The organism is Paenibacillus sp. FSL K6-2862, from assembly GCF_038005125.1.
Classification (GTDB): Bacteria; Bacillota; Bacilli; order Paenibacillales; family Paenibacillaceae; genus Paenibacillus; species Paenibacillus illinoisensis_A.
Genome location: NZ_JBBOSN010000001.1, coordinates 908,630 through 931,738 on the forward strand (window position 1 = coordinate 908,630; position 23,109 = coordinate 931,738).

At 47.4% G+C, this 23,109-nt stretch carries 12 protein-coding genes; 8 read left to right on the plus strand and 4 right to left on the minus strand.

Features of this window, described 5'->3' with window-relative positions:
• Positions 1 to 8: 8 nt before the first annotated feature.
• The 6 genes from nasC to MHB82_RS04220 all read left to right on the plus strand — a co-directional run bounded on the left by nasC (position 9) and on the right by MHB82_RS04220 (position 13,326).
• The gene (gene nasC / locus MHB82_RS04195; protein ID WP_341173907.1) at positions 9 to 2,141 is read left to right on the plus strand and encodes an assimilatory nitrate reductase catalytic subunit NasC; all 2,133 of its coding nucleotides are present in this window, start codon (positions 9 to 11) and stop codon (positions 2,139 to 2,141) included.
• A gap of 278 nt (positions 2,142 to 2,419) precedes the next feature.
• On the plus strand, positions 2,420 to 2,839 hold the full coding sequence (locus MHB82_RS04200; protein ID WP_337034223.1) for a hypothetical protein: 420 nt from the start codon (positions 2,420 to 2,422) through the stop codon (positions 2,837 to 2,839).
• Between the two features lie 23 nt (positions 2,840 to 2,862).
• Positions 2,863 to 7,833 (plus strand): DUF4132 domain-containing protein, encoded by a 4,971-nt coding sequence (locus MHB82_RS04205; RefSeq protein ID WP_341173908.1) that lies wholly within the window; start codon positions 2,863 to 2,865, stop codon positions 7,831 to 7,833.
• A 641-nt stretch (positions 7,834 to 8,474) separates the two neighbouring features.
• A complete protein-coding gene (locus tag MHB82_RS04210; RefSeq protein WP_341173909.1) occupies positions 8,475 to 11,186 on the plus strand; it encodes a beta-glucosidase in 2,712 nt (903 codons plus the stop codon).
• 66 nt (positions 11,187 to 11,252) lie between these two features.
• Entirely contained in the window at positions 11,253 to 12,794 is a 1,542-nt protein-coding gene (locus MHB82_RS04215; RefSeq protein ID WP_341173910.1) for a glycoside hydrolase family 30 protein, read from the plus strand.
• Positions 12,795 to 12,891: 97 nt separating this feature from the next.
• Positions 12,892 to 13,326, plus strand: coding sequence for an acetyltransferase (locus MHB82_RS04220; protein WP_095361043.1), 435 nt, complete (start codon positions 12,892 to 12,894; stop codon positions 13,324 to 13,326).
• A 55-nt stretch (positions 13,327 to 13,381) separates the two neighbouring features.
• On the opposite strand, the gene MHB82_RS04225 is transcribed toward MHB82_RS04220, so the two are convergent.
• The 4 genes from MHB82_RS04225 to MHB82_RS04240 form a co-directional block, all read right to left on the minus strand.
• On the minus strand, positions 13,382 to 14,170 hold the full coding sequence (locus MHB82_RS04225; RefSeq protein ID WP_095361044.1) for a formate/nitrite transporter family protein: 789 nt from the start codon (positions 14,168 to 14,170) through the stop codon (positions 13,382 to 13,384).
• A gap of 141 nt (positions 14,171 to 14,311) precedes the next feature.
• Complete coding sequence (locus tag MHB82_RS04230; protein ID WP_341173911.1) at positions 14,312 to 14,722, minus strand: hypothetical protein; 411 nt, start codon at positions 14,720 to 14,722, stop codon at positions 14,312 to 14,314.
• 104 nt (positions 14,723 to 14,826) lie between these two features.
• The gene (locus MHB82_RS04235; protein ID WP_341173912.1) at positions 14,827 to 15,234 is read right to left on the minus strand and encodes a HEAT repeat domain-containing protein; all 408 of its coding nucleotides are present in this window, start codon (positions 15,232 to 15,234) and stop codon (positions 14,827 to 14,829) included.
• A gap of 29 nt (positions 15,235 to 15,263) precedes the next feature.
• The gene (locus MHB82_RS04240) at positions 15,264 to 15,464 is read right to left on the minus strand and encodes a hypothetical protein (RefSeq protein ID WP_341173913.1); all 201 of its coding nucleotides are present in this window, start codon (positions 15,462 to 15,464) and stop codon (positions 15,264 to 15,266) included.
• 474 nt (positions 15,465 to 15,938) lie between these two features.
• Between MHB82_RS04240 and MHB82_RS04245 the strand changes: the two genes are divergently transcribed.
• Together MHB82_RS04245 and MHB82_RS04250 are read left to right on the plus strand one after the other, a co-directional pair.
• Complete coding sequence (locus MHB82_RS04245; RefSeq protein ID WP_341173914.1) at positions 15,939 to 18,689, plus strand: S-layer homology domain-containing protein; 2,751 nt, start codon at positions 15,939 to 15,941, stop codon at positions 18,687 to 18,689.
• 39 nt (positions 18,690 to 18,728) lie between these two features.
• Positions 18,729 to 23,066 carry an Ig-like domain-containing protein gene (locus MHB82_RS04250; protein WP_341173915.1) on the plus strand — a complete coding sequence of 1,446 codons (4,338 nt, stop codon included), beginning with the start codon at positions 18,729 to 18,731 and terminating at the stop codon, positions 23,064 to 23,066.
• Positions 23,067 to 23,109: the final 43 nt, after the last annotated feature.

The window sequence follows — 23,109 nt, forward strand, 5'->3', positions numbered from 1 at the left end:
AGATGGGAATGAAGACATCAATGGAAGACAGTTCGTTTGTTTCAAAACTGCATGTACGGGAGACACAATGCCCCTATTGCAGCGTACAGTGCAAAATGACCGTCGAGGAAGTGGCTGGGCCCATCGCTGGTGAGCGCCGTGCCGCGTACATCGTTGAAGGCGTACCGAATGAAGCTTCACAGGGAAGATTGTGTGTCAAAGGCATGAATGCACATCAGCATGCACTGAGTGGACAGCGACTTCTGCAGCCTCTCATCCGCCGGGATGGTGAACTGATACCTTCTTCATGGCCTGAAGTCACAGCATATATCGCAGGACGTTTTACAAGTCTTCAGAATCAATACGGTGCCGATGCAATCGGTGTGTATGGAGGGGGTTCCCTCACCAATGAAACAGCCTATTTGCTAGGGAAATTCGCAAGGGTTGCTCTAGGGACACGATATATTGATTATAACGGTCGTTTCTGTATGTCTGCCGCTGCCTCAGCAGGAAGTAAGGTGTTTGGCATGGATCGGGGGCTGACATTCCGCTTGTCCGACATCCCGCTGGCCCAGTGCATTGTACTTGCAGGGACCAACGTTGCAGAGTGCCAGCCCACTCTGCTGCCTTATTTCAACCAGGCGAAGGAAAATGGAGCGTACATCATCGTTATTGATCCGCGGAAGACAGCTACTGCAGCCATTGCTGACCTTCATTTGCAGATCAAACCGGGTATGGATGCACTGCTTGCGAACATCATGCTGAAGGTCATTATGGAAGCGGGACTTGTGAATGAGCATTTTATTGATGCAAGAACCCAAGGCTATGAGAGTTTGCAGAATGCACTGAGCGAGATAGACCTGGAAGAATCCGCAGTGCAATGCGGGGTGGACTTAACCCTGATCCGTCAGGCCGCAATGGCCTATGGTCAGGCGGAGACAGGCATGATCATGACTGCGCGCGGAGTGGAACAGCAAACGGATGGACATCTTGCGGTCCGTCATTTTCTTAACTTGGTACTGGCGACTGGGAAAATTGGCAGACCAGGCTGTGGTTATGGTGCGATCACTGGACAGGGAAACGGACAGGGCGGAAGAGAGCATGGGCAGAAGGCCGATCAATTGCCGGGATATCGTTCCATAGAAAATGCACAGGACCGCGCACATGTAGCATCCGTCTGGGGAGTTGCACCTGAGACCTTGCCGGGAAAAGGTGTATCTGCCTATGAAATGATGGAACGGGTTCACGAGCAGGAGATTCGAGCCCTGCTTGTGATGGGCTCCAACCCGGTTGTATCCAATCCCAATGTGCGTTTGGTGGAAGAAGGGCTTCGTAAGCTGGATTTTCTGGTCGTGGCAGATATGTTTCTGTCCGAGACAGCGAAGATGGCTGATGTGGTGCTTCCAGTCACGGCTTATCTGGAGAACGAAGGTACGCTGACCAATCTGGAAGGCCGGGTGCTGTTACGAGAACAGGGCAGACCGGCACCGGGAGGGACCCGCCACGATTGGGATATTCTATGCTCCATTGCCAGCGGACTCGGCAAAGCGTCTTATTTTCAATATGCATGTGCCGAGGATATCTTCAATGAACTCAGACTGGCCAGCCAGGGCGGGGTTGCAGATTACTATGGAATGACCTACGAACGTCTACGGAGGGAGAAAGGTATCTACTGGCCCTGCGTTTCTCTGGAGGATGAGGGTGAAGGGCTGCTGTTCAGTGAGCGGTTTGCTCATGAGGACGGCAGGGCTACATTTACAAGTGAATTAAGTGCTGGTTGGCATGATGTCTCGCGGGAATTCCCTCTGATTCTGACCAATGGCCGCGTCCTTCCTCACTATCTGACTGGCGTACAGACCCATCGGAGCCCAACACTGGAAGCCCGTGAACTGGAGAATTTTGTGGAACTTCATCCGGGTACAGCTGCACGTCATCGAATTATGGATGGGGAGTGGGTCGAGATACAATCTGTGCATGGGAGCTTCACCGTACGTGCTCGTATTAAGGAACATATTCGCGAAGACACGCTGTTTGTACCGATGCATTGGGGCGGCATTCAGAACGTCAATCGGGCGACAAGGCCCGATCTGGACCCTTATTGCCGTATGCCAGGCTTCAAAACGGCGGCTGTAACGATTCGCCCTATGCGATTGGCCAGATGAATCCAAAGCTGTTCATTGTCTCATAACACAAATCAGGTCTGCATGAATGCTGATGTGGCTGGGAGTTCCAAGGTTATTGGAACAACCCGGCTTTTTTTGCGTAAGTACGTTGGGGTCCAGTAGTTCGCAGGTTTCAGGTAAACGTGAGGAATGGCTCATGATTGTGGCGGAAATATTGGTTATGATGCTAATAAGGGGTACATGTGTACGTATTTTTAGTTTTTACTAGACTGGTGAGACGTAGCTAGTCAGTTCATATAGAAGAAGGAGGGGGCGTTGTGAACGTATGGGTCACGGTGAAAAGCCTGGGCAAACGCAAGCCTGCACTTGCCAAGCAAGCCACAGAACTTCCGGAAACAACCGGAACGTTACGAGAGCTAATCAAACATATGGTACACGTGCAGGTGAACGCTCTTCAGGAGAAGAAAAACAGTGCGGCATTACTCACCTATCTTATGCCTGAGGAGATTCAACTTAAGGGATCAACGGGAAAAGTCGGTTTTGGTGAAGTGTACAATGAGGAGATTCAAGACCTGGAGCATGCGGTTCAAACGGCTATGATCGCTTATGAAGATGGACTGTACAAAGTCTTCCTCAATGATGAAGAATTGTCCGAATTGGATGCACCACTGGAGTTCCAGGAAGGTGACGAATTGGTGTTTATCCGGTTTACCATGCTTGCCGGCCGCTTGTGGTAATTAAACGATAAGGAGGAGATTGGATGAATCAGAAAGATAATGAACAGGTGTATATCAACGGAATGCAAGAGAAGGCAGAATCATTGAACGGGACCTGGCAGGAGCTTGCAGGATATGTGGTGGAGATGGCTGGTTCCATGTATTTGCGCGGAGATGAAAAATTATATTTGAATACAGAGGAATTGCTGCAAAAGCAGGCAGCTGAAACGGGAAAGCCCTTATTCGAACCCTTGCTGAACGTGCTTGAGCAGCTGACGAATGAATGGTTGGTCGAACGATTCCGTTATATTGCTGACCGTGCCACAAAATACCCGTACAGCATCATGTACGAACGCCGTCCGTTTCGAACTGCCGATCCTGCGCAGCATGTTGGACAGGTAATCCGCAAACTCATTGGATTGCTGCGCATGGAGATTCGCCAGTTCTCCCTGGACGAGTATGTATCGGTTCGTGAATACAAGTTCGATCATTTGTACGAGGTTCGATCCGTGCTTCCGGATTGCATCTCCTATGAACTGGACCATGACAACGGAGATATGAAGCAGGCCTTACACGAGATTATATATGGCGATAATCAGTCGGCGTTGCTTACTGGTGAGATGATCAAAGGTATATTCATGAGTGACCAGCCAGATGCGTACCATATGGTGGGTGAACTGCTTGTGGCAGCAAGGCTGCAGGAAGGATTGCGCCAGAGTATCGTTGAACGGATGGATGAAGGAACCATTGGAGCATTTATATACATATTAAAAGTAATCATCGATCACAATCTGATTCGTTACAGTTCAGTGGTTCGAGCATTAGCCGTATGGACAGGGCTCGGAATTGAAGCGGCCAATTCGCGCGTTGCATCACAGTTGATTGAGCAAGCCTATGAAGCGCTGACCGATGCAGCTGTTCGTGAAGATTGGGAGCAGGATTCCAATGCCAATAAGATATTCATCAGTCTGTGGGCAACGGCTGTTATTGAAGAGGACCATCTTAATGAAAAATTGATCCGTATTATGGATCACGGCCAACTGTATCAGAAAATCGTTGCGCAATATGTGCTTGCGAACAGTCAGAATCGTGACCTGCGGCTAAGTATTGCCCGTCGATATCTGGACGTACAGGATGTGGAGTTGATGCACTGGATTATCCAAAACTATGATGCCATGTACATGCATAACTGGCACTTCGAGGATGGAGAGAATCAGCGCAGCATTCACATTTCGCCCCTGCCTGTCTTTGAAGACAAGGTAATTCGGCGTCAGGACTTCGATCAATTTAAGCAGCTGCTGGACCGCATTCCTCTGGGAGGGGAAGGTGGACCATCTGGCGTTCTTGAATATGTCCATTACCGGATTGAACGGAATGATGTGGTCAAAAAAATGCTCTACCTGGCTGCGTATGATATGGACCCCGATTGGATCGGAGAAGTCATTGCAATCAAGGACATGCTGAGCCCGGAACTTCGAGGTGAGCTGTTATCCCAGTTCGTTCAGCAGCCCGATAACGAGGTGCAAAGACAGTTTGTGTTTGAGAGCCTGTCCGACAAAAGCATGAGTAACCGGGAGATGGCCCTAGTCAAAGTGAGGAAGCTTGTGCTGACTACTGACGAGATGAAACAGATGGAGGCCTTGCTCAAACTCAAGACCGGTTCACTTCGGCAGAAGGTCATTCAGGTTCTTTTGCTGCAACCTGCGGATCAGCTGGCAGTATCACTGGAACGTTTGCTAAAAGCGAAGAATGAATTGCAGCGTCTTGGTGCACTTGAGCTGTTGACCGAAATTTCGGCGGATCCGGAACGTGCAGATCAGCATGAGCAATTACAGCCGTTAGCCGGACTGATCCAGGAGCCTACCGCGAAGGAGCAAAAGCTGCTGGACAAGCTGACGAAGGAGGGCAGCCGGTATACTTCTTCGAATGGTTTTGGATTGTTCGATCCATCCCGGGTGGAGCCGCTGCTGCAGGAGAAGCGTGATCTTAGTGATTTTAATGCCAAGGAAATCTTTACGCTTTCGCTGGAGAAGGCCAAACCATTTATGGAAGGATTAGATGCTCTGGTTCATCAACACAGGGATCATGAGTATGAGGTGGAGTATTATGCGGGCTACCGTGAGACCCTCTTGATTGGAGCCAGCCTGCGCTCCATGTTCTCCTATGCGGAACGAAATGAGATGAAACAGATGGAGCAATATCCTCTCCACGACGTTTGGGAGGCGTATGTTGCGCAGAGTGATCTGAATAGTCTTGAACTCATGCAGCTCTATTTTATTTTGCAATTCAGCACACTGAGCGGCAACTTGGATGAACATTACAGCTATTATCACGATCAATATGATTATAACGAATTAAGCAAAATCCCGTTGTTGGAAGGCTGGCGCAAGTCCTTTGCCGAACAGACCTATCCTCTCTCCTATATGGAAGAAATGAAGCGGATGGCGGCTTCGCTGATCTATACGGATCAGGTTGCCGAATTGATTGCAGCAGCGTTCAGGGACAGCAACCCTGCAGATACATTTGAGATCGCGGAGAAGACATGGGCTTCCATTATCGCCAGCATGCCTGACGATCAACTGGAGAAGGAAGCCGGCATGCTTCATATCCTGACAGAACGGTGGAACTACCTGGTAAGAAGCAGAATATATGATGATGCCAGTTTCCAACGCTTCTTCCAAACGGCGTATCAGTTCATCAACCTTGTGGGAAATACACAGCGTTTCTCCCTGTTATCATTCGATGATTACGTGCGGGCATTCAAACTGCGTTTGATTGATAAACAGACAATGTACCGCCAGTTGCTGACGGGCGGGGAGCGTTTTGCATTCATTCGTGAGCTGACGTCGACACGCACCGAAGGCATCACGGATGATCCGGAACTTATAGAGCTGCGGAATACTGTCGTTGAACGAATTCTGGAGATTGAACTGACACGAGGTGAGCTTTCCACCGAAGTCAGCACACTGGCCATGAAGTTTGAACGAATTGAAGGCATGGAACATTGGGTGCATCTGGTCTCAGCCATGGATAAGGATACATTTGTACGAGGCTACATCTACAGCTACGGAGATAACACAACACGCAAGGAAACGTTCAGTCACCTGATTCAAGTTTGCCATCCACGTGAGGGTGAGGATGATACTCTCCTGGGCCAATTACTTGAGCAATATCCGATTCAAGAGAAAAAGCTGTTGGAAGCGGCCATGTACGCACCGCAGTGGATGGAGATTGTATCGAAGCATCTGGGATGGGATGGACTTCGCAGTGCGGCATGGTACTTCCATGCCCACATTAATGAACGATTTACGGCTGAAAAGGAAACCATCGTCGCTCACTATTCACCGATATCGCCGCAGGAATTCAACGACGGGGCATTTGATATTGCCTGGTTCGAGGAAGCTTATGCTGCTGTCGGCGAGGAACGGTTCAATCTGTTATATGATTGTGCCAAATACATTTCCGGTGGAGCAAACCACCGCAGATCCCAGTTGTTCGCGGATGCAGCGTTAGGGAAGCTTCGTCTGGAGGACATGCGTCAATCTGTACAGGAGAAGCGGAATAAGGACCATCTACTCACATACAGTTTGATTCCATTTCAGGCGGAGCAGGAACGGGATCTGCGAGAACGTTATGATTTTATTCAGAAATTCCTGCTGGAGAGCAAGCAATTTGGAGCCCAGCGTCGTGCCAGTGAAGGTGCAGCCGCACAGATTGCTCTTGGCAACTTGGCCCGTAATGCTGGGTATACGGATGTGACCCGGCTGATCTGGAACATGGAAGCGAGCAAGCTGGATGAGATGAAATCCTACTTTGAACCAAAGGCCCTGGATGAGACAACGACAGCTCAATTGGTCATTGATGAGGATGGTCAGTCTGAGTTGGTTCTTGTAAGCAAAGGGAAGACGCTCAAATCGGTACCTGCACGATTCAAGAAAGACAGATATATTACGGAGTTGAAGGAATTAAAAGGGGATCTGGTACAGCAGTATCGCCGGGCAAAACATGAGCTGGAGCGTTCCATGACGGCAGAGACTGCCTTTACCGTCCAGGAAGTGACCAGCCTGATACAAAATCCGGTCATTCGTCCGCTGATTCGCACGTTGGTGTTCCAGTCTGGTGACCGATTGGGGTATTTCGATGCGGAATCTTCCTGCCTGACTGTGCCTGGGGAACAAAGTAGCACACATGCATTGCAGGAACAGGATACACTGGTGATTACACATCCTCTGCAATTATTCCGCAGCGGGACATGGAGCGAATTCCAGCGGGATCTGTTCACCCGTCAGGAACGTCAGCCGTTCAAACAGGTCTTCCGTGAGCTGTACCTTGCAAATGAGGATGAGCTTGCGAATGGAACCGTATCCCGCCGGTATGCCGGGTATCAGATTCAACCGAAGAAGACGGTTGCCCTGCTCAAAGGTCGCCAGTGGACCGTCAGTTATGAGGAAGGCTTACAGAAAGTCAGCTATGAGCATAACCTGATTGCCAATCTGTATGCCATGGCAGACTGGTTCTCACCGGCGGATACGGAAGCACCTACGCTGGAGACAGTACAATTTTATGATCGCAAAACGTATAAGCCTGTAGCCTTGAAAGATGTACCGAAGGTCTTCTTCTCGGAGGTCATGCGTGATGTTGATCTGGTAGTCAGTGTTGCGCATGTGGGCGGGGTGGATCCGGAAGCCAGCCTGACAACCATTGAAATGCGTCATGTTATCGTGAATGAATCCCTGCGTCTACTCAAGATAGACAATGTACGACTGGATGGCAATTATGCACGGATCGAAGGTGACCTCGGCGAATATGCCGTTCATCTTGGCAGTGGCAACGTGTTTAGACAGGCAACTGGTGCGCTATATATCGTACCTGTGCATAGTCAGCATCGGGGGAGAATCTTCCTGCCATTCCTGGATGAAGATCCAAGAACAGCTGAGATTTTATCCAAAATCATGCTGCTCGCAGAAGATAAGAAGATCAAGGATCCACAAATCCTGGCGCAGCTGAAGAGCTAGAAATAACTCGAGATCGCAGGCAAGATTAGGACAGAGCAGGTGACATGGTTAGTAAGAATGGATGTAAGATTTAAGGAAGTTTGACTAGAGAAATGCGACTCTATTAGAGGTCAGTTATGAAGAAATAGCAGCCGGGGTACCTGTTAAAAGGGACTTCGGTTGCTTTTTATTTTCCGTGTGGAACGAAGAAATTCATTGCATCCGTTTACAAATAGACTTTGGGCCCAGGTGTTTAATTTAATTTCCTGAATATAATAATTAATTGAATAAATTGTTAATTTAGAAATGGGACATAACGACTGTTTTCAAAAGTAAATGTTTTGTATGATTTGAGTTACAAAAATGTAATTAACTCGTTTTCATATGATGTTATACGAATTATATCTGACATCATACCTAAGAACTAATTCACTCTTTTCGGCTCCATTTCCATATTTAAGGGGATGTAATTGATCCGCAGGTCGGCTATCGTAAGAAAGCGAAATTGCTCGCTCGCTTGTCGAGCTGCACTTTTCGTAGCGATGTGCAGGGCTGCCTGAATGCTTGAAGGGCTGGGACAAGCCAGTTTGCATTCCCTTGTACACATGTATCCAACCATGTGTGCAAGAAAAATGATCAAGAGAGAAGGAGAGCTTACAAACATGAACAGAAGACTCAACCTGATTTTCCTCAAACGATGGTTTATGCTATTAATCATCGTGGCGGTTGCGGCAATGCCGTTACACGCCTTTGCCGCAGAAGCGGATTCCGGGGCAGATCGCCCTTGGATGAACAAATCCTTATCTGCGAAGGAACGCACCGAACTGCTGCTCAAGGCGATGACGCTGGAGGAGAAAGTCGGATTCGTTACCGGTAAAGTAAATAACTATTATGGTTTCTATAATGATGGATTGGAGCGGCTTGGCATTCCGGCATTGCAGATGGCGGATGGACCAGCAGGCGTACGTGTCGCGAATCCGGATGTGCAGGACAAAAAGTCCACGGCACTGCCTGCACCGATTGCCCTGGCAGCATCCTGGGATACCGATCTGGCCAAACAATATGGTGACCTGATCGGACAGGAAGCTCATGATACAACACATAACGTTGTTCTTGGTCCTGGTCTGGACATTGCACGTACACCATGGGGATCACGTAACTTCGAATCCTTGGGTGAGGATCCGCTGCTGGCTTCCGGCATGGGTGCAGCGTATGTCAACGGAATTCAGAGCAACCCGGTGATTGCAACGGCGAAGCACTACATCCTGAACAATCAGGAAACGGAGCGTTTTACAACGAATGCAACAGCCAGTGAGCGTGCCATTCAGGAAGTCTATGCACGTCCGTTCCAGGCTATGGTTGAAAAAGCGGATCTCGGTTCCGCCATGTGTTCATTTAACCAGGTGAACGGTACATATGCTTGTGAGAACAAGGAGATGCTGACCGATCTGCTCAAGGACCAGTTTGGCTTCGAAGGGTTCATCATGAGTGACTATGGTGCCAATTTCAGTACAGCCAAATCGGCTAACGCGGGTCTGGATCTGGAGACACCAGGGGAGCCTTATGGCAAATGGGGAACGCATCTGCTGGAAGCCGTGAACAAAGGTGAAGTCAGCGAGCAGACCATTGATGAGAAGGTTCGCCGCATTTTGCTCCAAATGTTCGAGAAAGGGCTGTTCGACAACCCTGTAACCAATACGCAAATTAATGCGAAGGCAGACGGTAAGCAAGCACGGGAAATTGCTGAGCAGAGCATGGTGCTGTTGCAAAATAACAATGACGTTCTGCCGCTTTCCAAGAAAGAACTGAATTCCATTGCAGTAATTGGACCAGATGCAGACACGGCTTCTGCAGCAGGTGGAGGCAGCAGCCTCGTTAACCCGACATACACCGTGAGTCCGCTTGAAGGGATTCGTAACCGTGCAGGCAATGGCGTCGAAGTGAATTATGCAGCCGGAACGGATCCTATCTCCGCCGGGGATGCATTTAACGGTCCTTCCGCAGTACCGTCCACCCTCTTGTCTCCGGCAGATGCCGAGAAGAGCGAGCAGAATGTTGGTACGGACAAAGCGGAGTATGGTCTTCGTGCTGAATACTGGACCAATACGAACATGGAAGGTGACCCTTCACTGGTTCGTACAGACAATCAGGTCAACATGAATCTTGGATTTTATAACTATGAAGGGTTCAACGCCCAGTCATCCAAGCTTCCGGTTACACCAACGGAATTCAACAGTAAAATGTCCGCACGTTGGACAGGTTCCATTACAGCACCCAAAACGGGTGATTACAAATTGTCTCTGACCAGCCTGGGATCTGCGAAATTGTACGTGGATGATCAGCTGCTCGTAGAAAATCAAGGTGAAACGCTGAGCACAACGAAGAAAGCAATTACGTTAAAAGAAGGCGAATCCCACAACATCAAGATTGAATACCGTACTGACTTCCCGGTACAGTCAAGCCATGACATGGGTGCCCAAATGCGTTTCGGCTGGGAAGCACCTGAAGATGCCGTGGATGCCAAAATGCAAAAAGCAGTTGATCTGGCCAAAAAATCCGATGTTGCCGTTGTCGTAACACGTACGTATGACAGCGAAGGTTATGTGGACCGTTCCGATCTGGAACTGCCGAACAACCAAGAGCAATTGATTCGTAAGGTCGCAGCAGCAAATCCGAAGACGATTGTTGTTCAAATGAGCGGCCGTGCTGTGGAAATGGATTCCTGGCAAAAAGAAGTTCCATCCATTGTTCAAGCCTGGTACGCAGGTCAGGAACAAGGTAACGCTGTAGCTCGCGTTCTGTTCGGTGATGTGAACCCTTCTGGTAAATTGCCAGTGACGTTCCCGTCGGACGATTCACAAACGCCGATCTCCACCGCGGAACAATTCCCGGGTGTGAATGGCGTGGGCACGTACTCTGAAGGCATCTTTGTAGGCTATAAAGGGTATGACAAAGAAGGCATGACACCAGCGTTCGCATTTGGACACGGATTGTCTTATACCGATTTTGACTACCGCAACCTGCATGTGAAAAACACAGGTAAAGGGGACGATGCTACCGTAGAAGTGTCCCTGAACCTACGGAACACCGGTAAAGTTTCTGGTGCAGAAGTTGTACAAGTCTATGTAGGCAATCTGCCAACGAGTGTGGAAACACCGGAAAAACAACTTGCTGGCTGGGCCAAAGTCGATCTGAAGGCAGGCAAACAGCAGCGCGTTAAAATCAAATTGGATCGCAGCGCACTGTCCTATTGGGATGAAAAGTCGCATGAGTGGGTAATGCCTAAGGGTAAAGTATCTGTTTATGTCGGCAGTGCATCAGACGATGTCCGTCTGACAGGCAGCGTGAATATCGGAAGTCCATCCGGTAAATAAGAGGAAGAAGCTAAGAGTCGTGGCCGAATGGCCGCGGCTTTTTCCACACTTGGAGAGGGGGACGAGATGAACGCGCGATGGAGCAAGAAGAAAACAGGATGGATGATCCTGCTGATCGCGGTATGTATTGGGGCTGGTTTCGGCGCTTGGTGGATGGCAGACCACAGTGAAGAAGATGGCATCCCGCCACCACCTATAGGGAAGAGCCCAGCAACAGTTGAAGCATGGCTGACAACAGGAGATCAGCAGCATCTACTGGAACCGCAGCAGCCAATTCAATGGACCAAAACAACAACCGAAGCGAACCATTCTGAAGCAGATCACACCATCACCATTGATCCATCCCAAACGTATCAAACGATGGATGGATTTGGTGCCGCCATGACAGGCTCGACCACCTATTTACTCGATCAGCTTCCGCAGGAACAGCGGGAACGATTACTCAAGGAGCTGTTTACAAGTGAAGGATTGAATCTGGATATGGTGCGTCATACGATTGGTGCTTCTGATTATTCGGTGGATGCATCTGGTGGACCATCAAGTTATACGTATAATGATATCGAGTCCGGCACGGATTATAATATGGATCACTTCTCAATCGACAAAGACCAGGAAGTGGTAAATATGCTGAGACAGGTCGCTGTGCTGAAACCAGACATCAAAGTGTTGGGCACACCCTGGACCGCCCCGGCCTGGATGAAATACGGTGAAAAAACAATGAATGGCTGGTATCTGGATTACAATAATCCTCAAGTTTATGAAGCCTATGCACGTTATTTCGTAAAATATATCAAGGCTTATCAGGCACAGGGGATACCAATCTATGGAATGACCTTGCAAAATGAACCGGAGTTTACTACGGCTAATTATCCGAGCATGAGTATGGGGGCCGAAGAACAGGCCATGTTTATTCGTGATTACCTTGGGCCTGCAATACAGGATGCAGGACTGGACACACGAATTATCACGTATGACCACAACTGGGATCAGGCGGTAGAATACACGGGCAGTGTGCTTGGGGACGAAGCGGCTGCATCATATATTGATGGTTCGGCATTCCATTGTTATAAAGGGGACCCGTCCTCCATGACGGAAGTGCATGATCGCTTCCCGGATAAACATATCTATTTTACTGAGTGCAGCGGAGGGGATTGGAGTTCTGATTTTGGTGAAAATTTAGGCTGGCAGATGTCCAATCTAATGATCGGTGCTCCGCGAAACTGGGCTCAAAGCGTACTGCTCTGGAATATTGCACTGGATCCGCAAGGTGGACCCACCAATGGCGGCTGTGCGAATTGCCGTGGGGTAGTGACCATTGATCCGGAAACGGGTGAAGTGACACGCAATGTCGAATATTATGCACTGGCACATCTTAGCCGTTACGTTCGTGCAGGAGCTGTAAGAGTGGAATCTACGGAGGAACGGGACGATTTGAAGAATGTGGCCTTCCGCAACCCGTATGGAACCATGGTACTGGTTGCAGCTAACACAGGTAACGAAGATGTTGCTTTCCGTGTCGTCATGGAGGGGGAATCGTTTCAATACACACTTCCGTCTCAATCGGCTGTCACGTTTCGCTGGAAGCCGGAGGATACCTCGAATAGCTGAGTCGGGTTCTTTTTCAGCCATCAGCCGCATTCGATTTCTCCCACTCCTTGGATTTATGCAATATAATTAACACTACATAGGAGGGGAGGAATTAAAAATGATGGTTACATCATACAGGGCACTGGATCATGCCAAGCTGGTTGCCATTTGGGAACGGGCTGTACGGGCTACTCATACATTTCTGGCCGAAGAGGATATTGTCTTCTATAAAAGTGTGGTGAGTGAAGCTCTGTCAGGCATGGAAGTATGGGAAGCGGTGGACTCGGCGGGAGAGCCCGTTGGTTTTATGGGGCTGGATGGTAAAAACATGGAGATGTTATTCGTAGATGCGGATCAGCATGGGAAAGGGGTCGGACGGATGCTTGTCATGCATGCCATTGACCTTAAGGGTAACGATCTCAAAGTGGATGTGAATGAACAAAACGAGGGAGCTGCCCAATTTTATAACCGAATGGGATTTGTGCAGACAGGCAGATCGGAGCTGGATGGCTCAGGTAATCCTTTTCCCATATTACATCTGGAATTAAAATAGAAGTCCCCCGTAACCAACATCTTGAGATGGATGGTCGCGGGGGATTTTTCATACGTTAGTGAGTCTCATCATCGAGAAATGGTTTGTTCACCGCATAATACATGAAGCCCATCAGCAGTACGCCTCCCACCAGATTGCCGAGGGTTACCGGAACGAGATTATGAATGACCCCGCCAAACGAGATCGTTCCCGGATGATTCAGTACCAGCGCGATGGCGAACGTGCACATATTGGCTACGCTGTGTTCATATCCCGAGATGAAAAAACAGAAGACAAACAGCATCATGGCGAACATTTTGGCGCCATTCTCCTTCATGAACATCGGCACGAAAAATGCCAGACATACGAGCCAGTTACACAGGATTCCCCGGAAAAAGAGCTGCATCGCCGGTGCCTCCATCTTGTGCTCCACCACACTTAGCAGAAATCCATTGACCTGGGACGAATCGAATAACCCCGTCAGATAGATTAATAGAGCGAAGACGGCCGCGCCCATCAGGTTCCCGCTGTAACTGGCAATCCACAGCTTCACCACTTCGAACCAACGCAGCTTCTTCCTGAGTGCAGCGTACGTGTAATAAAATGTATTCCCAGTAAAGAGGTCACCCCCGCCATACGCAATCAGAATAATAGCCGCTCCAAACGTGAGTGCTGCCATGGGGTATGTAAATGGGGACTGCTCCATGTAAAAGAAGTTACCTGTCTTAAACGCTACGATTACGCCAAATCCGATAAACATGCTGGCTAGCATGGAGCGTGCAAGGTACCGGATCAAACTTTGTTTGTAAATCTTGTGCTTCTTCAAGGCTAGTTGTTCAACATTGCGTAAACCTTCGGTTTCCATAATTCGCCTCCCATCTCTCGGTGTAATGCTTACATTATAACGAAAATTTGGAAGAAGTGTGGTATAAGTTTAAACTACCACGGCAGCAGTTCAGCTAAACAATCACTATCTAATCATACAGATACCCAGACATACTGAATGCTATTTCACTGGAAAAGGGTACATGCAGGCGCCTAGAATTTCAGCCAGTTGTTCTGCTGTTCGTTCACGTGGGGCTAATTCTTCTGCGTAGGAACGCTCCAGTTTGGCTCTCATAAAACGTTCGGCATATTCATTGGGACGAGAGTGAAAGTCTTTGGTGTACTCAGCATAGTCATGCGCATCCCGTACCTTTTCCAGCACACTGTTCAGCAGAGGACTGCCTGCGTAGAGGAGGGAGTCGGTTTCCTCGCATTCAAATTTCAGGAACATGATCGCCTTCTGCAAAGCGTTGATCTCACCCTGGGTCAGGTAGACAGGCTTCACGTCATGTTCTCCCGATGCAGCTTTGGTCTGATCCATATTTTTATACGCTTCATGTTCATGAGAGGAAGATGGGTCATGTTTGTTCATGGGTTGTCACTTCCTTGGTTCGATTGTAGTACCCGCTTCGCAGAAGAGCCAAAATCGGCATCGGATTGAAGTGACTCTAGCGCAGACCTGGCACCGGAAACGTGTTAATGTGCAGCAAGAACAGTAAAGGCAGCTCCCTTGACCAGGATGTAGGCATTCCCCTGCAAAACCTCCAGAGCCAATTGAATCTCGGCTTCGGTGATGGGCAGTAGGGCTAAAGTCTGCAAAGCGTAGTTTTGTACATCCTCATCTTCGTCCGGGTCACGAACAAGCTGCGCAGCAGCATGCAGGACTTCATCCAGGGGATCAGAGGAGCTTGCGATACCAAGTGCACGCCAGGCTTCGATGCGCACCAGATCTTCTTCTTGAGAATTCATTCCAATAGCAAGAACTTGCTGCATGAGATGATGGTCTGTTAGCTCGGTCAGATTACGAAGAGCCTGCCGCTTTTCTTCTTCACTTAGTGCGTCGAAATCTGGCTGTTCAAAGTTACTATAATTCACATCAGACATAGTAGATCATTCACCTCCTGAATGAGAAGCTAGGATTGGGGCGGAAGCTGAATAGGACGGGCAGCCAGTGCTTCTTCCACAATCTGCTCGGGGGTCAGGTCTCGATCATCCCAGAAAATCAGATTACTGATCTCCGCATAGGGCAGCTGCTGCTGCAGCTCAGTCAGCATATCATCCAGTTCCGCTTCGGTTCCTTCGGCATTCATCAGCTTGCGAACCCGTTCTACCAATTGTGCATGGTCAGATATATAAAACCTCCTGAATAATTCATATGATTAGTTACTTAACTAGTCTTTCACAGATGAACTCCTGCGTACAACTTCGTTTTCCAGAATCCGAGTTCCAGTTCCCGGCGGAACATTGTTTAATCTACCAATCTCTCCTAGTTAGCTTCATTATAACGAAATTTCAAGACAGAGACGCAGTACTTTTCTGAAGGAAAACAAGTTGATTTCAAATGTGTACGCATATATATGGGGGAATATTATTTGTGTTTTTTCGTTACATATTTATATTTATTTCACTTCGAATTTCAAGCTATATTGCATGCGTTGACATGAATCCATGTTATGGGAAGTGCCTCCAGATCAACATTAATAACCTCCTTTTTAGTGGATAATATGTTAATCATTTTGTTCAGAATTGGTTCAGAGCACCTTGCTATAATATGGGCCGAAACGAAGTATTTTTGGGAGGAACGGACTATGAATCAGGACTGGAAAAAGCTGCTGCTTACTGTCAGTGTAATTGGCATGCTGTGGGGGAATCAAAGCGTTAGTGCAGCAGAAGAACAAACAGGAGGCGCTAACCCGATATCATCGGTTTTTACAGACGAAATTGATATTCGTTCAACTTCCCTGCAAGCCGTACAAGAGGCTGTGAAGCAAGGATTAATTTCAGGCTACCCGGATGGATCATTTCATCCACGTCAGTATCTGACCCGGAGAGAAATGGCTGTATTGCTGGCCAAAGCTTCTCAATTACCCCTGGAGGAACAATCGGGTGCTGGCCTTAAAAACAAAGACTGGGCAGCTCCATATATAGATGCTATTCGCAAGGCAGGCTGGATGACAGGGGATGTTTCGGGGGATTTTCGTGCAAATGATCCAATCCGCCGGGAAGAGCTTGCTTCCATATTGGTAAGAGTTACAGGGGTACAACAAATAAAAGGAGGTCTTCCGCAAGCGATCTCGGATGAGTCTACGGTGAGCGGCTGGGCTAAAGAACAGGTACAAACGGCTTTGAAGCTTGGATTATTGGAATCAAGTGAGGGTAAATTCGAATCCAAAGCTTTGGTTGAGCGGCAAGATATTGCAGCAATTCTGGTGGATGTGTTCCATACAGGGGAGCGAACGGCTTCCTTAACCGAATTGGACGGAGATATTGCTTATATAGATGGGCGTCCTTTTGTGATTGGGAAGGAACTGCAAAGCATTTTGAATGAAGGAAACAAGGAAGCATTACAGGATGCGGTAATTACCTATGATGCAAGAACACGCAATCTGTCCTCCTTGTCGGAAATTCAGATTACACAGCCGGGTACGGCTGCTAAGCCAATTACATTGAATCTAAAAGATACATCCTATCAGGGTGCAATTGTAGTCTCTACAGATCATGTCATTTTGAGAGCAGATACATTATCCAAAGTTATTTTAAAATCCGGGTCCAGCACACTCACTATCGAAAGTGATATTGATGAAGTAACGGTTGATACCACCGACAACATTATTGTTCGGGGAAGCGGCACATGGAAACAGGTTGTACTGAAAAGTACGAAATCCATCGTTCAATTGCCTACCAGTGTGAAAACAGAGAAAGTGATCCTTGCAGAGGGCGGGGCATTATCACAGATCATTCGTAATACGCCTTCGACGACGCCATCCGCTTCTACGGGAACAAGTAGTTCAAGTTCGGGCTCAGGTTCATCTGGACCATCAACACCAACACCAGAACCAACACCAGAACCAACACCAGAACCAACACCAGAACCAACACCAGAACCAACACCAGAACCAACACCGGACCCAACACCAACGCCGGAACCAGAGCCAGAACTGCCTGTTGTTGTGCCACCTTCTCCTGTAAATCATCAACCGATTGTTCAAGCGATTATTCCCAACAAGACCGTTTTTTTGGGAGAAGGTGCACAAGAGATTGAACTGAGCACTGTATTTACGGATGCGGACGAGGATGAACTGAGTTATGAAATTTCAGAAATGGATCAAAGTATCGCTTCTGGCGAAATTCAGGGTTCCAAATTAAAAATACAGCCCATTTCCATAGGGAATACAAAGGTAACGGTGAAAGCTGAAGACGGAAAGGGAGGAAGTGAAATAACGTCATTCCTCTATGTAGTCCAACCTTTCTTTATTCCGCCGATGCCACCGATTGTGATCCCGCCAATCATCCTGCCTCAACCGCCAGTAAACCATGCTCCCGAAGTGATTGAAGCATTGCAAGCAGTTGAAGTTGAATTGGGGGCTGCAAATGGTCCAACAGACTTGAAGACCATTTTCTCTGACCCCGACGGAGATGAACTGACCTTCGTTGCAACCTCTTCGAATCAGCAAGTTGCGGATGCTGATATTACAGGCAGTATGCTGACGTTGAACACCTACTCTCCTGGTAGCGCTGAAATTACGGTAACTGCCAAGGATAGTAATGGTGGGGAAGTGGAGAGCAAGTTTAATGTTGTGGTCAAAGCACCCGCCGCTGTTAATCATAAGCCCACAGTAGCAAGACAGATTACTAAAATGAATGTAACGCTGGGAAAGGTTAGCGATACAGTCAATCTGGCCGGAGTATTCGAAGATGCAGATGGAGACAATCTGACGTACACGGCTGAATCTTCGGACCCTAATGTAGCAGAAGCGATGGTACAGGAAGACGCGTTAACACTAACCTTCAAGGACGTTATAGGTTCAGCGACAATTACTGTCAAGGCTTCTGATCCGGATGGTGAGGAGACAGTGACAACATTTGTTGTAGATGTTCAAGACCCTGATGCAGGAAAGGGACTGTTTATTTCCGAGTTGGTCTGGGGCGAGAGTTTTAATCAAGCTATTGAACTGTATAATCCGACATCCAAATCACTTAATGGAGGGGATATTACGATTGTTCGGAGCGACTCAGATACCCCGATTACGCTAGACTCGGGTACTATCATTCCTTCCACAAGTACGCTAGTTCTTGCAGAAGGGTTTAGTGATTTTACAGAGGATGAGTATTATTATCTGACTTTAGATTTGTTTAAAAATACCGAACCGGTTACATTGACGCTTTATTACAAAGGGGAAGTCATGGATAGGGCAGTTATTGTACCGGCTCAATCTTTGACAAGGAAATGGGATACTGTTCTAGGTGATAAGGTTTCTTATGAACCAGCTGAATGGAGCAATATTGGAGAAAACAATTATGGCAACTTGGGCAAATTTGATCCTTTAATTAATCCTTAACTTCATTCGTTTTATAACAGATACAGAAGGGGAATCATGATGCGGAAAATGAAAAGGATAGCACAATTAGCCATAGTTGCATTGCTCCTAAGCAATGCTGTTCCAGTTGCTGCACAGAGTCGGAATTCAGTAGAGCAGGTACTACCTTCATATAATACATCTTCGGATATTAATGTTACTAACCCACTAAATGATTCCATGAATAAAGCTGTGACCATGGGCTTCATCAAGGGAGATCCGGATGGAAACCTTCGGACAACCCATCCAATTACCCGTCAGGAACTGGCGGTTGTTCTTGCAAAGGCTCTGGGACTGACAACGAGTAAGACCATTTCTTCTCCTTTTGCAGATGTGAAATCGGATAGCTGGTCAGCTCCTTATATTCAAGCAGTGAAACATGCCGGCCTTATACAGGGAGATGCAGCAGGACGCTTCAGACCACAAGCGCAGATCACCGGGCAAGAACTGGTAGCTGTTTTGGTGCGAGCCACAGCCTTTGCCAAACAGGAAACGGAGGAAGACTCTGTTCCACAAGAGTGGAACGGAACAAGTTCTTGGGCTGCACCTTACGTCCAGACGGCTGTAAAAGCAGATCTGTTCAGTGAGTATCCAGGAGAAACCAAAGTTAAACAAGGACTCATCCGTGGCGAAGCGGTGAGCATGATTCTGTCGGCTATGTTCCCGGAAAATCGCCTATCTGTTATTCAGCAACTCCAAGGCAATCAGGTCCAGATCAACGGAGTAAAGTATCATATCTCTGACAACGTGGCGGGACTTTTGAATGATCGTAACAGGACTGTACTGGATCAAGCTGGAATACAGTTCAAGAGCCAAGATCAATATCTTACCGAAATCAATGCTTTGGAAATTAGAAAAGGCGGAGAAGCTGCACATACAGATGAGGCAGAATTCAGCCGTAATCTGTTATTGAATGGCGGGGACACCACACTTGATGGTAATCTGACGATTAAAGCAGACTTCACCTCGGTGCAAGGAATTACAATTAAAGGTAAGCTGACAATAGCTCCGGAGATGGAGCATGATTTTCACGCCAAAAATGTAAAATTGGAAGATTCTGTTTGGGTACAGGGAGGGGACAGTAATACTGTTGTATTTGAAGACTCAGCTCTAGAAAACGTGAATGTGGATAAAAGTGATGTGCATGTGTCTCTGGCAGGAAGTACCCATGCTCAAGAGATTAGCGTCCGGTCAGACAGTAGAATTGATATTGAGCAGACAGCTACTCTTCCGCTGTTGAATATCATTGAAGGTGCAAGCAGAGTGGAACTTCAAGGAACTGTTGATACAGTTTCTCTAAATACGTCTAAGTCCATGCAGCTTAACGGGAATGTGACTGTGCAGCAGCTCACGGTAGATGGGACAGGACCGATCAGTATTAATGCTGCAGGCACCATCCAGCAACTCCAGGTAAATAATCCCGCTGCACAGATCAATGTATCGGGAAATGTGAAGGTGGCTGAGGTCAATTTGGCAGCTGGAGTACCAACTTCCGCGGTTAGTGGAGGTACAGGGATGGCTTCTTCCAACACTGCATCGCCATCATCATCAGGTGGAACAGGGGGAAGTGAGACTCCTGTTGCTGCCAATCGTGCACCTGAACTGCTGAAAGCATTTGAAACCCGCAAGTTCACGGCGAACGGACAAGGTGCCACTTTAAATCTAAATGGCTATGTAACTGATCCGGATGGTGACCCGTTAACGTATACCGTTGCTTCATCCAAGTCTTCCGTCGCTAAGGTAGTGCTTAGTGGGTCCAATCTCGAGATCACACCAATAGAACATGGAACAGCTACAATAACCGTATCCTCTAATGATGGGCGAGGCAAAAGGTTAAGATCTACATTCGAGGTCAACGTGAATGCACCTCCTCTTGCATCTCCTATCCCTGATCAGGAGTTTGTTGCCGAGTCAGGCACCAAGGATGTGGATCTCATGGTTTATTTTATGGATGATGAGAAATATGAATCGGAGCTGCTCTACAGTGTGACGAATAATGCCTCGGAAATCGTAGGCTCCGAAATCGTCGGAAGCAATTATGCAGAATCCGTACTGAGGTTAACGCCTAAGAAGGCAGGAGAAGTCTTTCTTAAAATAAGAGTTGATGATGGGCAAATTGCTGATGATGGAAGTACGGGTGCTACGGAGGTTGAGATGCGGGTTGTCGTTCTCCCACCGCTTAACCGTGCGCCTGTGGGGGAAGCTCCCTCGAATATGGACGTATACCTGGGCAATAACATCCCTATAGTAAAATTGAATGAGCTATATACTGATCCAGACGGTGACCCTCTGACGTATACGGCGACTTCATCCAATTCCGATGGGGTTACTGTGGAGGAAGATGCAGGTAAGTTGAAGTTCACTGCTCTTCAACTAGGGACTTATACGATTTCATATTCCGTTAATGACGCTAAAGGCGGAATAACAAGTGGAACATTTGATATCAATGTAGATCCTATCCCGAATTTGAATCCGGTAGGACAGTCACCTGGTTGGGTTACCGCATACTTAGGTTTCCTATCAGAGTCTATTCCTACTGTTAATTTAAATGATTATTATACAGATCCTGACGGTGACCCACTTACATTCAGCGCCACTTCATCTGATCCTGATGGGTTGATCGTTGAGGAGAATTCAGGGATACTTCGTTTCACTGCTCTGAAATTTGGAGAATACACCCTTCATTTTTCGGTGGAGGATGGCAAAGGCGGTTTCATTTCATCGGCATTTCAAGTAAGAGTTAATCCTAAGCCTAATGCTTCTCCAGTTCTAACTAGTAACCTACCTGCTCAAACGTTGTTTCTGGGTAAGGAGGATATTGTCATTGATCTCTCACAATATTTTAGTGATCCAGACGGAGATGCGTTAGAGTTTCAAACGCCACTTGACTTCAATAATTTCCTCATCGCTGAGCTGAATATACAGGAAAACAAGCTGATTATTCATCCCAAGCAAGTTGGTAAGTTTCAAGCTACCATTCAAGCAAAAGATGTCTATGGAAAAGAGGCGACAGCCTCTATTGATATTCAGGTTATTGAATCCGGAAGTTTCGGTACCATCCCTGATCAAACAATAGCATGGCCCTGGTCAACTTTGGATATAGACCTTGCTCCGTATTTGCTGAATTTTGACATCAGTACTTTAACGGTGGATGCTGCTTCTACAGACGTAAATATTGCGACAGTGTCGGCGAATGGAGCACAGGTTTCGGTTAATCCAGTAACAGAAGGACAAGCAACGGTAACACTAACCGTATATGATCTTGCAGGACGAAAAGAACAGACCTCTTTTAACGTAACTGTACAAGCCGAGCCGTCAGTCAATAACTCTGTACCTGAGGTAGTAAGTAGTATTTACGAACAAGTATTAACGCCGAATGTAACGAATGCACGCACCTATGACCTGAGTCAATTGTTCAGTGATCCGGATGGAGATGTGCTGCAATATACAATTAGCAGCAGCTCAGCCGAAGCAGTGGATGCGAGCATTAACGGCAATCAACTAACAATTAAGCCTGGAACAGGGAATACAGTAGCTCCTTTAACCATAACAGCGAAAGATGGAAAAGGTGGGCAGGTTGAATACTCCTTCAATGTCCGGACTGCTTCTCTGGTGAACGGTGGGGTCATACAGATTAATACAAAATCCGGAGTTCAGGATGCTTTGACCTATTCAACCTCAAGTTTGTTCCCGGGTCAAACAAGTTTCAAAGTCTACAGTGGTACGCCAGATTCAACGTTCACAGGGCCGGATACCATGAATACGAATCGAATTCCAATAACAGTATCTCCGTTGAACTACTGGATTATTGGAAATGACGGTAGAGCTGTGGTAGTTCAAGTAAATTCGCAGCCTCAAGGAACGCCAGAGCTATTTTTCTCTCAATACCTTGATGCAGGAGATGGGCGCGGCGTTGTGCAACTTTATTACACAGGTGATGGAGATCCATCACATAAAGCAACCGGATATCAAGTGGAAGTTTATAAGTGGATGAAAAAAACATCAACGATGCAAGTGACGCCTTACGGTGTATTGGATGTGATTCCAGGCGTACCTTATATCTATATCGATACTATATTCTATGACTTCTTTGATATTACCAATGCTTCTTACTATAACGATGAATTAGCTCTCTATAATCCGAATGAATATAACGTCGTAGCTCTCGTTCTCAAAAAGGACGGCCGAATTGTAGATGTATTGGGTGATCCAGCTTCTCATGATCAGTTCATGCCTGCCGGCGGGACATTTATCCGCAAACGTGGGATATACACGGGTTCACAGCAGTTTTCATTGACAGGGGAGTGGAATGAGTTTCCGAAAGGAACCCTTCAATTTGTTCCTTTTCACACTCCATAGGTTAATGAACTAAAGGCATCTTTTGATATGAAACCTTGTAATA

What these genes read in the sequence shown, in the direction of transcription:
- MHB82_RS04225 (WP_095361044.1), bottom strand. Translation starts at nt 14,170, where the DNA reads ATGGAAACCGAAGGTTTACGCAATGTTGAACAACTAGCCTTGAAGAAG.
- MHB82_RS04215 (WP_341173910.1), top strand. Translation starts at nt 11,253, where the DNA reads ATGAACGCGCGATGGAGCAAGAAGAAAACAGGATGGATGATCCTGCTG.
- MHB82_RS04220 (WP_095361043.1), top strand. Translation starts at nt 12,892, where the DNA reads ATGATGGTTACATCATACAGGGCACTGGATCATGCCAAGCTGGTTGCC.
- MHB82_RS04210 (WP_341173909.1), top strand. Translation starts at nt 8,475, where the DNA reads ATGAACAGAAGACTCAACCTGATTTTCCTCAAACGATGGTTTATGCTA.
- MHB82_RS04250 (WP_341173915.1), top strand. Translation starts at nt 18,729, where the DNA reads ATGCGGAAAATGAAAAGGATAGCACAATTAGCCATAGTTGCATTGCTC.
- nasC (WP_341173907.1), top strand. Translation starts at nt 9, where the DNA reads ATGAAGACATCAATGGAAGACAGTTCGTTTGTTTCAAAACTGCATGTA.
- MHB82_RS04245 (WP_341173914.1), top strand. Translation starts at nt 15,939, where the DNA reads ATGAATCAGGACTGGAAAAAGCTGCTGCTTACTGTCAGTGTAATTGGC.
- MHB82_RS04235 (WP_341173912.1), bottom strand. Translation starts at nt 15,234, where the DNA reads ATGTCTGATGTGAATTATAGTAACTTTGAACAGCCAGATTTCGACGCA.
- MHB82_RS04230 (WP_341173911.1), bottom strand. Translation starts at nt 14,722, where the DNA reads ATGAACAAACATGACCCATCTTCCTCTCATGAACATGAAGCGTATAAA.
- MHB82_RS04205 (WP_341173908.1), top strand. Translation starts at nt 2,863, where the DNA reads ATGAATCAGAAAGATAATGAACAGGTGTATATCAACGGAATGCAAGAG.